Origin of the sequence: Limnohabitans sp. 2KL-17 (genome assembly GCF_003063415.1) — a bacterium.
Classification (GTDB): domain Bacteria; phylum Pseudomonadota; class Gammaproteobacteria; order Burkholderiales; family Burkholderiaceae_C; genus Limnohabitans_A.
On the sequence record NZ_NESK01000006.1, the window covers coordinates 71,422 to 86,493 of the forward strand.

A 15,072-nucleotide genomic window follows, 5' to 3' on the forward strand; every position below is an offset into this window, starting at 1 on the left:
CATTGGCGTTCTCGCCAATTCAAACAGAGCCCGCCAGCGGCAAATTGAGCAAAAGGTTTTGCGGTTTGAGTTTGAGCAAGCCCTGCGCGTTCATGGCCAAGCCCAAATAGACCGGCTTGCCCTGTACATCGGCGCGCATGTCTTGCGGGTTGTCAAAGCGCAGCTTGAACAGGCTGATGAGTTGCTGCTGCTGTGTGGCATCCAGCTCGTGGCCCGCGTACAAGTCATTGAGCAGCGCTGTGGCTGTGGCGTCCAGCCCCACGTGCCAACGCCAGCTCGGATCATCCACTTTTTGCACGGCTTCGATCTGCACCGCCACACCCAGAAAGTGTTGCACCCAGCGGGCCAGCACCCAAGACAAAGCTTTCAGGCCAGAACGGGCATTGACCATGCTCAAAATCAACCCGTGGGGCAATTCATTGCGGATTTCATGGGTCATGTCGAGCAAGAACGCGTAACGACCCAGGCCTTCGCGCTGCACAAAATACCGCGCCGCGTTGTCCTGGTGCAGCACCTTCACATCAACCGCCTTGAGCGGGGCACCACCTTCGATCAGCAGGCGGCCCATTTCACCCAGACCCCCTGTGGCTTGCAAGGCGTCCAGCGTGTCGCTGTCACCTGACAACACCCGGCCGGCTTCGACCGTGATGCGCTGCCGCCGAAACAGCAACTCGGCAGCGCGCCAAGTCCAGGCATCCTCTACGCCGTCCAACACATTGCAAACAATGGCCTGGACCACCAAGTCGATGAACAGTGGCGGCAACTGGATATCGCCGCTGCGCATCCAGCCCATGTAGGCCGCTTCGAGAGCGCCGGCCGCCTCCACGTTGTCACGAAAGCGCAAAAAGAGTTCGTAATTCTGCCGCGCATCGTCGTCCTTGACGGCTTTCAGGTCACCAGGCGCTACCAGCGCCAAAGGGGCTGCCAGCAAGGCCTGGTGCAAGCGCTTTTCGGCTTTGCACGATTCGGGCACCAACGCCAGCTCGGGGCGCTGCAACCACAAGCGCCAATAGTCTGGCGTGGGGCTCATCCAGCCGCGCTCGTTGCGCGTCAGGAGCTGGTGACCACAGGCGGTCCAGAAGTGGTGCATGGTGTTCACAGATTTGGCGCCAATAAGCGCTGCAGGGCTTTGATTTCCACACCACTGCGCTGTGCCAAATCCCTGACCTGGTCTTCGCCTAACTTGCCGACACTGAAATACTGCGCATCGGGGTGTGCCAGGTAAAAGCCACAGACGCTGGCTGCAGGGGTCATGGCCAGGCTGTCGGTCAGGCCCATGCCGATGTCTTCGCAATGGAGCAGCTCAAACATTGCTTTTTTGGCGCTGTGGTCGGGACAGGCGGGGTAGCCGGGCGCAGGGCGGATGCCCTGGTATTTTTCAGCAATCAGGTCTTCGTGACTGAACGCTTCACCGGCGGCGTAGCCCCACAGATCGGTGCGCACTTTTTTGTGTAAACATTCGGCCAGGGCTTCGGCCAAGCGGTCGGCCAGCGACTTGAGCATGATGGCGCTGTAGTCGTCGTGCGCAGCCTCAAAGGCCTCGGCGCGTTTGTCAGCGCCAATGCCGGCGGTGACAGCAAACACACCCACATGGTCATTGGCGCTGCCCTGTGGCGCCACAAAATCGGCCAGGCAACGGCTGGGGCGCATCACGCCTTCAATACGCTGCTTCTCGGTCTGCTGACGCAGGCCACGCCAGGTCATGGCCACCTGGCTGCGCGACGCATCGGTGTACAGCGCGATGTCATCGTCGTTCACCGTGTTGGCGGGGTACAGGCCCAGCACCGCGTTGGCAGTCAGCCAGCGGCCATCGATGATTTTTTGCAGCATGGCTTGGCCATCGGCCAACACCTTACGGGCTTGTTCGCCCACGATCTCGTCGTCCAGGATGGCGGGGTAGGGCCCGGCCAAATCCCAGGTCTGGAAGAAGGGGCCCCAGTCGATGTACTGCGCGATCTCGGCCAGGTCGAAGTTTTTAAAGACCCGGCGACCTATGAACTTGGGCGCTGCGGGCACGGCCTTGGCCCAGTCGATGGGCGTCTTGTTGGCGCGGGCTTGCGCCAGCGTCCACAGGGGGGTTTGCTTTTTGTTGGCGTGCAGTTCACGCACCTTGATGTAGTCGGCGTTCAGCTCGGCGATGTATTTGGTCGCTTGCTCGGACAGCAAGCCTTGCGCCACGCTCACACTGCGTGAAGCATCGGGCACATACATCACCGGCCCACTGTAGTTGGGCGCAATTTTCACGGCGGTGTGGACGCGGCTGCAGGTCGCGCCTCCAATCAGCAGCGGCATCTGGCGCTCACGGAAGTAAGGGTCTTTTTCCATCTCGCTGGCCACGTACTGCATCTCTTCGAGGCTGGGCGTGATCAAACCCGACAGGCCGATGATGTCGGCATTTTCTGCCTTGGCCTTGGCCAGAATTTCGTGGCAGGGCACCATCACACCCATGTTGACGACTTCAAAGTTGTTGCACTGCAAAACCACGGTGACGATGTTTTTGCCGATGTCGTGCACATCGCCCTTGACGGTGGCGATCACGATCTTGCCTTTGGCCTTCACGTCATGTCCGGCGGCTTCTTGGGCCAATTTCTCGGCCTCGATGTAGGGCAGCAAATGCGCCACAGCCTGCTTCATCACGCGGGCACTTTTGACCACTTGCGGCAAAAACATCTTGCCCTGGCCGAACAGGTCGCCGACCACGTTCATGCCGTCCATCAGCGGGCCTTCGATCACATGCAGCGGGCGACCACCCGTGGCCAAAATTCCGCGGTAAGCCTCTTCGGTGTCATCGGTGATGAAGTCGGTGATGCCGTGCACCAGAGCGTGCGAAAGGCGCTGGGCCACGGTCACCGGCGCCTCGGGGTTGCCGCGCCATGCGAGTCGGGTGGTTTCGTCCTTGGCCGCGCCTTTGGCGCTGTCAGCGATTTCAACCAGACGCTCACCGGCATCGGGGCGGCGGTTCAGCACCACGTCTTCCACGCGTTCACGCAGCGTGGGCTCGAGGTCGTCGTACACACCCACCATGCCCGCGTTCACAATGCCCATGTCCATGCCCGCCTGGATGGCGTGGTACAAGAAAACGGTGTGGATGGCTTCGCGCACCGGGTCATTGCCGCGGAAGCTGAAAGACACGTTGGACACGCCGCCCGACACCTTGGCACCCGGCAGGTGTTGCTTGATCCAGCGGGTGGCGTTGATGAAATCCACCGCGTAGTTGTCATGCTCCTCGATGCCAGTGGCAATCGCAAAAATATTGGGGTCAAATATGATGTCTTCGGGCGGAAAATCCACCTCGTCCACCAGCACGCGGTAAGCGCGCTCGCAAATTTCGATCTTGCGTTCGTAAGTGTCGGCCTGGCCTTTTTCATCGAACGCCATCACCACAGCTGCCGCACCGTAGCGCTTGACCAGCGTGGCCTGGCGCTTGAACTCTTGCAGGCCTTCTTTCATGCTGATCGAATTGACGATGCCCTTGCCCTGGATGCAACGCAAGCCGGCTTCAATCACCGACCACTTGGAAGAATCCACCATCACTGGCACGCGGGCAATGTCGGGCTCGCCAGCCATCAGGTTCAAAAAACGCACCATCGCCGCCTGGCTGTCCAACATGGCTTCGTCCATGTTGACGTCGATGATTTGGGCGCCGTTTTCCACCTGCTGGCGCGCCACGGCCAAGGCTTGCTCGTACTCGCCATTCAAAATCATGCGGGCAAATGCCTTGGAGCCGGTCACGTTGGTACGCTCACCGACGTTGACAAACAGCGAATCGCTGCCGATGGCGACAGGCTCCAGACCGGACAACTTCAGGGGGGGAACAGAAACGGTTTCAGTAGCGACAACAGACACGGGCTCACCTTGGGCTTACAGGTGAGCGTCGTTGTGCAAGATCATTCAGACATTGAACGGCCCCAAGCCTGACCTGCTGCACCTAGACGGCGGCGGGCTGCAACGCTCCTTGGGGAAGCGCAGATTTTACCCGGGCCGCTGCAATGCTGCAGAAGCTTGAATTCACCAGTGAAAGCAGGGCTTGTCGCCTGCAGCAACCGCGGCGCAAACCTCTGGCCTCGACAATGGTGGAACTCTTCAACCATTTGGCTGTCATGACCCCGTTTACACCCGCCCTGCTGCAAGGCGCCTCGAACTTTCGCGATGTCGGCGGTTACCGCAATGCCGAGGGTCGCCGCGTGCGACGCGGCCATGTGTTTCGGTCGGACCATCTGGCGGGACTGACGCCCAAAGACCTGGGGCATTTGCAGGCACTGGGGGTGCAGCACAGCCTGGACTTTCGGGGGGTGGCCGAATACACGGCCACGCCCTATGCCATTCCTGGTGTGCAGCGCGTCGCGCTGACGATCGAGCCCACTGTGATTGCCCGCATGCAGGCGCTGACAGCTCAAGGCATCGTGCCCACCACCGAAGAAACGGTGGAGCTGATGCGCGAGACCTACCGCAATTTTGTCAACCACAACGCGGACACTTTCGGCCGGTTTTTGAAGCATTTGCTGGCGCAATCCACGCCCCAGGTGTTTCACTGCACGGCAGGCAAAGACCGCACGGGATTTGCTGCGGCCTTGCTGTTGTCAGCCCTGGGGGTGGACCGTCCCACCATCGAGCACGACTATCTGCTCACCAACCAGCTTTACAAGCGCGATGCGCGAATGGAAGGACTGGGGCACCCACATGTGATGCAGGTGCTGTGGCAGGTACAACCCGAATTTTTGAACGCCGCGTTTGAGATGGTGGATGCGCAGCACGGCGGCATGCCCGGCTATTTGCACGGCGCGATCGGGCTGAGCCCGCAAGAGCTGGCGGAGCTGCGGCGGCTGTTGCTGGAAGACTGAGGTCGACCAGCAAATGCCGCTTATGCCGCTTCTTTGTAAAAGAAGCCGCTGTGCACATGGCGCGGCGCCAACGGCGCGACCGCCCGGGTGATGGCGCCGATGTGGTCTGGCGTGGTGCCGCAGCAACCCCCGACGATATTGACCAGGCCTTCGGCGGCAAACTCGTGCAGCAAACGGCTGGTCACTTCAGGGGTCTCATCAAACCCGGTATCGCTCATGGGGTTGGGCAAGCCCGCATTCGGGTAGCAACTGATGAAGGTGTCACCTGCCACTTTGTTCAGCTCCTGGATGTAGGGGCGCATGAGTGTGGCCCCCAGGGCGCAGTTCAGGCCGATGGCCAGCGGGTGCGCGTGGCGCACGCTGTGCCAGAAAGCGGTGACGGTCTGGCCGCTCAAGATGCGGCCCGACGCATCGGTGACGGTGCCGCTGATGATGAGGGGCAAACGCTCACCGCTCTTCTCGAAAAATTCTTCAATCGCAAACAGCGCGGCCTTGGCGTTGAGTGTGTCAAAAATGGTTTCGACCAGCAGCACATCCGAGCCGCCTTCCACCAAGGCCTCGACCTGCTCAAAGTAAGCCGCGCGCAACTCCTCGAAATTCACGTTGCGGGCACCGGCGTCGTTCACGTCGGGGCTGATGCTGGCGGTTTTGGGCGTGGGGCCCAAAGCACCGACCACAAAACGGGGCTTTTCAGGCGTCGAGTACTTGTCGCAGGCAGCGCGGGCTAATTTTGCCGAAGCCAGATTCATCTCCCGGGCCAGGTGCTGCATGTCGTAGTCGGCCTGGGCGATGGTGGTTGCGCCAAAGGTGTTGGTCTCGATCAGGTCGGCACCGGCGGCCAGATAGCCTTCGTGGATGTCACGGACCACATCGGGCCGGGTCATGCTCAGCAGCTCGTTGTTGCCCTTAACGTCTTTGGGGAAGTCTTTGAAGCGCTCCCCCCGGTAGTCGGCCTCGGTCAGCTTGAAGCGCTGGATCATGGTGCCCATCGCCCCGTCGAGGATGGCAATGCGGTGTTTCAGGATCTCGGGCAGCGCCTGGGCGCGGGTGTAGTTCAGGGGTTTCATGGGGTGTCTGCTAAAAAACAATGGCTTGCGCGGTCTGGCGAGCTGCCTCCCGTGTGCCGGTTTTGCGTGCTGCAAAAGTCTTGCTGTTCTTTTTTAAGCCAGTCACAAGCACTGAAGGCTTCAGGCGGCAGATGGGGCATCAGCAAGGGCGGTTCATGGCCGAAATTATAAAGATCCGGGCCACACACCCATTGCCCGCTCAAACCGCGCTGCCAACCCGGTAAAAGTGCTTGGCATAAATCATCCAGCGGCCTTCGTGCAGCATCAGGTTGAGGTGGTCTTCCATGATGCTGTCAAACAGGCGCAGCCGCACTTTGACCAGCGCCATGGTGGGCGACAGCACATCCAGCAGCAGGATTTGCTCATCGCGCGGGTAAGCGCGCGAGGCGGGTGATTGGCGGCCCTGCACCATCTCGCGGTACGCCGCATAAGGGCGCACAACCTGCTGACCATCCTGCTGGGAATACAGCACGCAGTCTTTGTGAAACACCCGGTCAAACAGGGCCATGTCCTGGGTTTGCAGGACTTCAAAATAATCGGCCAGAAAGGCGCGCAGGTCGTCGATGAGCATGTGAGTTTCCTTGTTAAACTTTAAGAGACTGATGGCTTTCGGGCCACCAGACTGACCAGTCTATGCAGCGCAGGCTGCCGCCGACCTCCATTTTTTTCGAGCAATTAGCGAATTCCATTGACATGACCCGCCGCGCCCCGCCCTTGCCCGCATTGCGTGCCTTTGCCGCGTGGGTGCGGCTAGGCTCGGTCAATGCCGCCGCCGAAGAGCTTCAGCTGACGCCAGGCGCAGGCAGCCACCAGATCCGCGCACTCGAAGAATTTTTGGCCGTGCCCCTGATCGAGCGCAACGGCCGCCGCTGGGCCCTGACCGACACCGGCCGCATCTATGGTTACCAAGTGCGACAAGCCCTTCAGGACATCGTGGACGTGACCGAACGCGTGCGCAGCCAACGACCGGTTCAGGCCCACACCCAAGACCTGCGCGTGGCGGTGCTGCCCTCGTTTGCCAACGGCTGGTTGCTGCCCCGGCTGGCCGACTTCACACGCTGGCACCCGCAGGTGCGGCTGCAGCTGCACGGGTCGATGGACTATGTGGCGTTGAACGAAGGACAGGTGGACTGCGCAATCCGCTTTGGTCATGGCCGCTGGTCCGAAGTCGAGGTGCGCCCCCTGATGGGTGACAGCTTGCTGCTGCTGGCATCGCCCACCCTGCTGGGGCCCGAGCCACCGCAAACGCTGCAACAAGTGATGCAGATGCCGTTGCTGCACGCCAGTGAAAACTGGGCCACCTGGCTGGCCGATTTGCCAGAAGCCCACAACGGCGAGCAGCGGCCCGCCATCCACATGGGTTTTACCGACTCGACCCACCTGCTCGAAGCCACCCGCTTGGGGATGGGCGTGGCGCTCAGCCGCCGCTCGATTGCCGATCAGCTGCTGCAACGGCGCGAACTGGTGCAGGCGCATGTCCACGAATGCCCGCATGCGTCGGCCTATTACCTGCTGCTTCCGCAAGTGAGCGGCAAGCACCCGGCCCGCGATGCGTTTGCCGACTGGCTGCAAGGTGCCTGTGCGCGCTTTGCCCAGCGCCATGCGCTGCCCACGGGTGTATTGAGCGCAGGCTGAGCCACAACCTGTGCAAGAAACTCAAGGCTAACGGTAACGCGCAAAGCCCGAGGCCCTGAGCTGACACGCTGGGCACTGGCCGCAGCCATAACCCCAGTCGTGCCGCTGCGTGCGCTCACCCAAGTAGCAGGTGTGGGTGTGTTCCACGATCAAGTCCACCAGCGCTTGCCCGCCTTGCGCCGGGTCGGCTTTTTGGCCCAGGTCGTGTGCCAACTGCCAGGTCTGGGCCTTGTCGATCCACATGAGCGGGGTTTCGATCAGCAGTTTGCGGTCCATGCCCAGCGACAGCGCCACTTGCATGGCCTTCATGGTGTCGTCGCGGCAATCGGGGTAGCCCGAAAAATCGGTCTCGCACACGCCCGTGACAATCACCTGCAAGCCACGCCGGTAAGCCAGGGCTGCGGCCAGCGTCAGGAACAAAAGGTTGCGCCCCGGCACAAAGGTGTTGGGCAAGCCCGAGCTTTGCATCTCGATGGCCGTGTCGCGGGTCAAGGCGGTGTCGCTGATCTGACCCAGAATGCCGGCATCCAGCAAATGGTCTTCCCCCATTTTGGAAGCCCACATCGGAAAACGCCCCCGCATGGCCGCCAGCACGTGCAGGCGGGCGTCCAACTCCACCTTGTGGCGCTGGCCATAGTCGAATGCCAGTGTTTCGACGCGCTCATACCGCGAGAGGGCGTGGGCCAGGCAGGTGGTGGAATCCTGACCACCAGAAAACAGGACAAGGGCAGAGGTGTGCATGGGTTCCGATGGTAAACGCAGTCCAATAGCGGACAATCACCCCTTCAAAAGCTGCCCCACCCCACGTGTCCCCCCACCTCCCCATCCTGCGCGAAATTTTTGGCTACGACGCTTTTCGTGGCCCGCAGCAAGCCATCATTGACCATGTGGCTGCGGGGGGCGATGCGCTGGTGCTCATGCCCACGGGTGGGGGCAAGTCGCTGTGTTACCAGATTCCTGCCATTGCACGCCAGCGGGCAGGCCGTGGCATCACGGTGGTGGTCTCGCCGCTGATTGCGCTGATGCATGACCAGGTGGGCGCACTGCACGAAGCGGGTGTGAGCGCCGCGTTTCTCAACTCCACCCTGACCAGTGAAGAAGCCAGCGACATCGAGCGGCGATTGCTGCGCGGCGACATCACGCTGCTGTATGCCGCGCCCGAGCGGGTGACCAATGGCCGCTTTCTGGCGCAGATGGATTCGCTGCAAGAACGCGGTCTGCTGAGCCTGTTTGCGATCGATGAAGCGCATTGCGTCAGCCAGTGGGGCCACGACTTCCGGCCCGAATACCGGGGCCTGTCGGTGCTGCACGAGCGCTACCCCGGTGTGCCCCGTGTGGCGCTCACGGCCACCGCCGATGCGCTGACGCGCGCCGACATTGTCGAGCGCCTGCAACTCGAAAGCGCCGAGCTGTTCATCAGCAGCTTTGACAGGCCGAACATCCGCTACACCATCGTCGAGAAAAAAGAGGCCAGCACCCAACTGCTTCGCTTCATCGAGCGCGAACACACCGAGGAAGCGGGCGTGGTCTATTGCCAATCGCGCAAGCGGGTCGAAGAAATAGCGGCGATGCTGTGCGAGGCGGGCGTCCATGCGCTGCCTTACCACGCAGGGCTGCCCGCCGACATGCGCCAGCGCCACCAGAACGAATTTTTGCGCGAAGAAGGCGTGGTGATGGTGGCCACCATCGCTTTCGGCATGGGCATCGACAAACCCGATGTGCGTTTTGTGGCGCACCTGGACATGCCCAAAAACATCGAAGGTTACTACCAAGAAACGGGTCGTGCCGGGCGCGACGGGCTGGCGTCCGACGCGTGGATGGCTTATGGCCTGCAAGACGTGGTGAACCAGCGCCGCATGATCGACGAAAGCCCGGCGGGCGAAGAATTCAAACAGGCCATGCGCGGCAAGCTTGACGCGCTGCTGGCCCTGGCCGAAGCAACCGACTGCCGCCGGGTGCGCTTGCTGAGCTACTTTGACGAAACCTACACAGGTCAAACCGAGAGCAGTCAAGGCGTGTACATGCCGTATTGCGGCAACTGCGACAACTGTCTTCACCCCCCCGAAGTGTGGGATGGCACCGATGCGGCGCGCAAACTGCTGTCCACCGTGTACCGCACCCATCAGTCGAGTGGCCACAGCTTTGGCGCAGGCCACACCATGGACATCGTGCGCGGCAAGAAAACCGACAAGGTGGTCCAGCGCGGCCACGAAAGCATCAGCACCTTTGGCTTGGGGGCCGAGTACAGCGAACAACAATTGCGCGCCGTGATGCGTCAATTGATCGCGGTGAGCGCTTTGCAGGTGCACACCGAAGACGGCTTCAGCACACTGCACCTAACCGACGCCTCGCGTGCTGTTCTCAAAGGCGATGTGCCGGTGCAGTTGCGCGAATCCACCAGCCAGCGCGCCGACAAGCGCACGCGCCCTCGCACCCAGAGCCCCGCTGCAGCCAATCTGGGGCAAGACGCGTTGGTGCGCTACATCAACCTCAAGGCCTGGCGGGCCGAGGTGGCCAAGGAACACAACCTGCCAGCGTATGTGATCTTCCACGACGCCACACTGGCCGCGATTGCCGAACACGCACCGCAAAGTCTTGGTGACTTGCAAGGCATCAGCGGCTTGGGCGTGAAGAAGCTCGAAGCCTATGGCGAGCAAGTGCTGCGGGTCTGCAACGGGGCGGTCTGATCACTTGCGCACAGCCGGCACCTCGATGGGCAAACCTTCACCGCGCCACATCAGGTACAGCGCCAATTGCCGCATTTCCGCAGCGCCCCAAGGCGGTATTTCAGCGCGAACGCCGGCATAACAACTGCGCAGACGCCGCTCCAGTGAGCCCGGTTTTTGCCATTCAAGGCGGTACACCGGGTGCGCATTGGGCTGGCCCTGGCTCAACAGATCGGTGTACAGGCGCTGGCCAAAATTTTGGTCGTGACATTGCGCACAGGACAAGTTGAGTTGCCCCTGGCGCTGCACGAACAAACTGGCACCCGCTTGAAAATTGGGACGCGCCGCGCCGTCAATGTCCACGCGCAATGGCAAGCCCTTGGAGGCTTGGGTAACCAGCAAGCTCAGGCCCAGCAAAGCATCTGATTCGGGAGACATGGGCGCTGCCTGCTGGTGACGGGTGCTGCAGTGGTTGATGCGGTCTTCCAGGTTAAACAGCCGGCCGCTCGCAGGGTCAATGGCGGGGTAACGCGTGGCCACGCCTTTCATACTGCTCACGTTGCCATGACAACTCAGGCATGCTTTCCCGTTGACGACACTGGCCCGGCCCCACAGCGCAGCGCCCTGGCTTAACCAGAGCTGGGCCGGGTTGGCAAACTCATCGGCCTGCAGGGTTTGAACATCCTTGCCCGAAAAATACAGCCCCGACTTCAGGTCTGCCAAAGGCAAGGCACGGCTCAAAGGAAGGGGCTGGGCCATGGCGACCTGTAGCGCCATGCACGCCAAGGCCACCAGCCACCAACGGCACATCGGTCTCACCTCGCGGTCGATGGCAGGACCGTCATGGTCTGCCGAAACTCGCCTCGTTTGCCCCGGTCATCCTCCCACTCAACCCGCATTTCGGCTGTTTCTGATGCACGTACGAAAAATTCGAAAAGTGGGTTGGCGGCAATTCCTGAAGAAGGCTCGGCCCGAAACACTTCTTGCTGACCCAATGTGCAGGTCAGCAAAGTGATCACATTGCGCGGCACCAGCTTGCCCAACAGGTCGTACAAATACCCCGTGTCCATGGGGTGCTGAACCAGCAGACGCACCTTCACCACATCACCTGCAGTAATGCGCTCAGGCCATTGGATGCGCGCCAGGTTCATGACGCGTCCACGCAAGCCGACTCGGTGACGATGATGTCCATCTGCCCGAAACGAAACTCACCACTGGACAAACGTGCCAGCGCGACCACGGTTTGCGACCCCGCCAGGCGCACGCGCGTCGAGACCTCGGCACGGCCGCTCCAGGGCCCCAAGTGGAAAACCGCCATGCGCGTGACCGGGTTGCGTTGCGACAGCAAATGCACATGGGTCACATGGTCTTGCGCGGTCATGGGGCTTTGCACCTGGACGCCCAGTGGCACCAGAGAACCGTTGTCGGCCAGGACCGGGGCGTTGATGCGCACATCACGCTCCAGCAGTTTCGCGCCTTGCGTGATCGGCTCGAGCATTTGCGCCAATGTCATCAATTTGCCGGATTCCATCTTCTGGGCCTGTGTGGGCCAACCCTGCAACGCCGCCCAGCTCAGGGCAAGGCGCGAACCGTGCTTCAGCCAAATTCGACGCGAAGTTTGCACAAGTTTCATGGGGCGATCACCGGGGTTCGGGCTGTCGGTTGAAACAGATAAACGAGGATGTCTTCCAGGGACTGCGGGGTCAAGATGGTTTGCCCCTGCAGGCCCGCTGCGACATTGTGCAGGCCTTCGGTGCTGAGGTAGGCGGGCATGATGGTTTGCGGGTTAAAGCGCCGTGCATCAGCAATGTGCAAGCGGGCTTGCGAGAGTGTGCTGCGTTCGGCCAGGCCGTGCAAGGACGGTCCGATTGCCCCGCCTGCGGGCAAGCCCGGAATTTGGTGACACAGCACACAACCCGTGTCCTGCCTTTGCAAAAGCAAAGCGCGCCCCCGCTCCACCGAGGCTGCCGCCCTTTCCGTGGCCACCGGGGCTTGCGCCCAAGCCTGCACAATCCCGGCACAGCCCACCAGGCCCCAGGCCAGTGCGGCTGCAGACAAGTTCATGCGCGCGCCAAACTCAGCCCATGGTTTTTCAGCGGCAAAGAACGGATGCGTTTGCCCAGCGCTGCCGAAATCGCATTGACCAAAGCAGGCGCCAAAGGCGCCTGTGCAGGTTCACCCACGCCACCCCAGAAGCCACCTGTCGGCGCAATCACCACCTCCACCTTGGGCATTTCGTTCAAACGCATCATGCGGTAGTCGTGGAAGTTCGATTGCTCAACACGCCCTTCCTTGATGGTGTTTTCGCCCCAGAAAATGGCCGTCAGCCCATGCACCACGCTGCCCTGGAACTGGGCCACGATGTTGTCGGGATTGACGGCATAACCCGGGTCGATGCCGATCACCACCCGGTGAATCTTGACTTCGTTCTTGGCATTCACCGAGACCTCACACACACACGCCGTCCAGCTGCCATAGCCATCGGTGACGGCCACGCCACGGGACATGCCTGTCGGCGGCTTTTTGTCCCAGCCCGCAGCCTGTGTCACCGCCAGCAAGATCGCCCGGTCGCGGTTGGCTTTTTCGTTGTTGGGCAACATGGCCAGGCGATAGGCCACCGGGTCCTGGCCTGCGGTCTGGGCCAATTCGTCAATGAAACATTCACGCCCGTAAGGGTTTTGTGAATGCCCCACCGTGCGCCAGAAACCCACGGGTACATTGGTGTTGCGCTGCGCGTAATCAACCAAGGTGTTGGGGATGTCGTAGGGATGGTCATTGAAGCAGGCGACCGCCTGGCCATCCACGCCCTTGGGCAAGGGCAGCTTGAGCAGCGTCGCCAGAATGGAGGGTGCACTGACCCGAATGTGCAGCGCATCCACCTTGTCATTGGCGTTCAGCCCCGCCTTGAAACGCATCAGGCTGGCGGGCCGGTACAGGCCATGCTGAATTTCTTCTTCACGGGACCACAGCATCTTGATGGCCTTGCCTGGCATGGCCTTGGCGATCGTGACGGCCTGGCGCGTGAAGTCTTGCGGGCTCTTGCGACCCAAACCACCGCCAAGTTGCATCGGGTGCACTTTGACGTTGGCTTGCGGCACACCTGCAGTGGCCGCACCCACGGCCAGGGTGGCCTCGGGGTTCTGGGTCGAGCACCAGATGTCCAGCTTGTCGCCCTGCAACCAGGCGGTGCAGACCATGGGCTCCATGGTGGCGTGGGCCAGGTAGGGGGTGAAGTACTCGGCCTCGACCACCTTGGCGGCCTTGCCCAGCGCCTCGGCGGTTTGGCCATCGTTGCGGGCCACAGCCAGCTCGGTCTGCGCCATGCCCGCCTTGAAATGGGCCATGATGGCGGCGCTGCTGAGCGTGCCGTGCTCGCCCACATCCCAATCCACAGCGACTTCGCGCAAAGCTTCCTTGGCGCGCCACCAGTTGTCTGCAACCACCGCCACAAAGGTGCCCAGATTGAGCACCTTGACGATGCCCCGTCGGTTTTCAACCTTGGAGGCATCCATGGTCTTGACCGTTCCATTGAAAACGGGGCAGGCAGCGATCGCCGCGTGCAACATACCGGGCACTTGTGCATCTATGCCATAGCGGGTGCGCCCCGTGACAATGTCCGGAATGTCCACACGCGGAATGGGCTTGCCGATCAGCGTCCAGTCTTTCGGGTCTTTGAGCTTGACGTCTTTGGGGGCTTCCAGTTTGGCAGCAGCAGCGGCCAGCTTGCCGTAGCTCAGGCTGCGCTTGCTGGGCATGTGGGTGACTTTGCTCAATGCGGCCTTGCATTCACTGGCGGGCACGCCCCACTGCTGTGCAGCGGCTGCGACCAGCATCTCGCGCCCCGTGGCGCCTGCCTTGCGCAGGTATTCCTGAGAATTGCGGATCGTGCGGCTGCCCACTGAGGCCATGTCGCCATAGGCCCGCTTGGTGCGCAGGTTTTCATGCGCTGTGGCGTATTCCACGCGGACTTTTTTCCAGTCGGCTTCAAGTTCTTCAGCAATGATCATGGGCGCCGAGGTCATGCTGCCCTGGCCCATTTCAGCACGGGCGTAACGGATTACGATGGTGTCGTTGGGTTCAATCTCGACCCAGACATTCAGCTGGGGGGTGTCTGCCGCCTGTGCTGACTGCGGGACGAAAAACCCCACAGACAAGCCTGCGGCAGCGGTGCTGGTGACTTTAAGAAAGTGGCGGCGGTCCATGCCGATGTTCTGGTCCGGGGTGCTCATGCGCGGGTCCCTTTCTTGGCGGCAGCGTGAATGGCGGTACGGATGCGGGCGTAAGTACCGCATCGGCAAATATTGCTCATGGCCGCATCGATGTCTTCGTCGGTGGGTTTGGGCTTTTTCTTGAGCAAGGCCACTGCAGCGAGCATCTGCCCTCCTTGGCAATAACCGCACTGCGGCACCTGGTGGTCGATCCAGGCCTGCTGAACGGCGTGCAGCTTGCCTTTGTCAGCCAGGCCTTCGATGGTGATCACCTTTTGCCCGGCGGCACCCGACACCGGGTAGGCGCAAGATCGAACAGGCTCCCCGTTGACGAGCACCGTGCACGAGCCGCACTGGGCAATGCCGCAGCCAAATTTGGGTCCCTTGATGTCGAGCTCATCGCGCAAAGCCCAAAGCAAGGGCATTTCAGGTTCAACATCGAGCGCGTGATTTTTACCGTTGACGTTCAGCTTCATGTGCGAAATCTCCTGGTGAGCTTGCCAAGCTTCTAATGTGACCAAAAGCGCACGGTCACACAACCGGGATGAAGTGCAGGCGCCGTGTTTGAATCGCCAAAATTGTCACTTTCGCGACTTAGAAAAAGAGCTGCCCGCGCGATTGCGCCGAGCAAGGCCCGGGGAATCCAGTGATCCTG

At 61.3% G+C, this 15,072-nt stretch carries 14 protein-coding genes and 1 riboswitch; of the genes, 3 read left to right on the top strand and 11 right to left on the bottom strand.

Translation table 11 applies throughout. The features are described from left to right. Nucleotides 1-19 precede the first annotated feature (19 nt). Nucleotides 20-1,090: a DUF6352 family protein gene (locus B9Z45_RS04140; RefSeq protein ID WP_108406017.1), complete on the bottom strand. Its 1,071-nt coding sequence runs from the start codon at nucleotides 1,088-1,090 to the stop codon at nucleotides 20-22. Nucleotides 1,091-1,095: 5 nt separating this feature from the next. Beyond that, nucleotides 1,096-3,846 (bottom strand): methionine synthase, encoded by a 2,751-nt coding sequence (metH, locus tag B9Z45_RS04145; protein ID WP_370445803.1) that lies wholly within the window; start codon nucleotides 3,844-3,846, stop codon nucleotides 1,096-1,098. 16 nt (nucleotides 3,847-3,862) lie between these two features. Next, nucleotides 3,863-3,963, bottom strand: a riboswitch (S-adenosyl-L-homocysteine riboswitch). A 137-nt stretch (nucleotides 3,964-4,100) separates the two neighbouring features. Between metH and B9Z45_RS04150 the strand changes: the two genes are divergently transcribed. Then, a complete protein-coding gene (locus tag B9Z45_RS04150; RefSeq protein WP_108406019.1) occupies nucleotides 4,101-4,841 on the top strand; it encodes a tyrosine-protein phosphatase in 741 nt (246 codons plus the stop codon). A 20-nt stretch (nucleotides 4,842-4,861) separates the two neighbouring features. On the opposite strand, the gene B9Z45_RS04155 is transcribed toward B9Z45_RS04150, so the two are convergent. Then, on the bottom strand, nucleotides 4,862-5,908 hold the full coding sequence (locus B9Z45_RS04155; protein WP_108405967.1) for a homocysteine S-methyltransferase family protein: 1,047 nt from the start codon (nucleotides 5,906-5,908) through the stop codon (nucleotides 4,862-4,864). Between the two features lie 199 nt (nucleotides 5,909-6,107). Further along, nucleotides 6,108-6,479, bottom strand: coding sequence for a nuclear transport factor 2 family protein (locus B9Z45_RS04160; protein WP_108405968.1), 372 nt, complete (start codon nucleotides 6,477-6,479; stop codon nucleotides 6,108-6,110). A gap of 122 nt (nucleotides 6,480-6,601) precedes the next feature. Here B9Z45_RS04160 and B9Z45_RS04165 point away from each other — a divergent pair, with 122 nt between their 5' ends. After that, nucleotides 6,602-7,543, top strand: a complete 942-nt coding sequence (locus tag B9Z45_RS04165) for a LysR substrate-binding domain-containing protein (protein WP_158270375.1) — start codon at nucleotides 6,602-6,604, stop codon at nucleotides 7,541-7,543. 27 nt (nucleotides 7,544-7,570) lie between these two features. Here the strand turns inward: B9Z45_RS04165 and queC are convergent, their stop codons facing one another. Next, entirely contained in the window at nucleotides 7,571-8,284 is a 714-nt protein-coding gene (gene queC, locus B9Z45_RS04170; RefSeq protein ID WP_108405970.1) for a 7-cyano-7-deazaguanine synthase QueC, read from the bottom strand. A 65-nt stretch (nucleotides 8,285-8,349) separates the two neighbouring features. Between queC and recQ the strand changes: the two genes are divergently transcribed. Continuing rightward, complete coding sequence (recQ, locus tag B9Z45_RS04175; protein WP_108405971.1) at nucleotides 8,350-10,230, top strand: DNA helicase RecQ; 1,881 nt, start codon at nucleotides 8,350-8,352, stop codon at nucleotides 10,228-10,230. On the opposite strand, the gene soxA is transcribed toward recQ, so the two are convergent. Genes soxA through B9Z45_RS04205 form a run of 6 tightly spaced genes read right to left on the bottom strand, consistent with a single transcriptional unit; the run spans nucleotide 10,231 to nucleotide 14,893 of the window. Further along, on the bottom strand, nucleotides 10,231-11,019 hold the full coding sequence (gene soxA / locus B9Z45_RS04180) for a sulfur oxidation c-type cytochrome SoxA (protein WP_108405972.1): 789 nt from the start codon (nucleotides 11,017-11,019) through the stop codon (nucleotides 10,231-10,233). Nucleotides 11,020-11,024: 5 nt separating this feature from the next. After that, nucleotides 11,025-11,360, bottom strand: coding sequence for a thiosulfate oxidation carrier complex protein SoxZ (gene soxZ / locus B9Z45_RS04185; protein ID WP_108405973.1), 336 nt, complete (start codon nucleotides 11,358-11,360; stop codon nucleotides 11,025-11,027). After that, nucleotides 11,357-11,842: a thiosulfate oxidation carrier protein SoxY gene (locus B9Z45_RS04190; RefSeq protein WP_108405974.1), complete on the bottom strand. Its 486-nt coding sequence runs from the start codon at nucleotides 11,840-11,842 to the stop codon at nucleotides 11,357-11,359. Before B9Z45_RS04190 ends, soxZ begins: the two co-directional genes overlap by 4 nt. Then, a complete protein-coding gene (gene soxX, locus B9Z45_RS04195; protein WP_108405975.1) occupies nucleotides 11,839-12,273 on the bottom strand; it encodes a sulfur oxidation c-type cytochrome SoxX in 435 nt (144 codons plus the stop codon). The genes B9Z45_RS04190 and soxX overlap by 4 nt, the downstream gene beginning before the upstream one ends. Further along, nucleotides 12,270-14,438 carry a xanthine dehydrogenase family protein molybdopterin-binding subunit gene (locus B9Z45_RS04200; RefSeq protein ID WP_158270376.1) on the bottom strand — a complete coding sequence of 723 codons (2,169 nt, stop codon included), beginning with the start codon at nucleotides 14,436-14,438 and terminating at the stop codon, nucleotides 12,270-12,272. The genes soxX and B9Z45_RS04200 overlap by 4 nt, the downstream gene beginning before the upstream one ends. Continuing rightward, nucleotides 14,435-14,893 (bottom strand): (2Fe-2S)-binding protein, encoded by a 459-nt coding sequence (locus B9Z45_RS04205; RefSeq protein WP_199221842.1) that lies wholly within the window; start codon nucleotides 14,891-14,893, stop codon nucleotides 14,435-14,437. Before B9Z45_RS04205 ends, B9Z45_RS04200 begins: the two co-directional genes overlap by 4 nt. Between the last annotated feature and the right edge of the window lie 179 nt (nucleotides 14,894-15,072).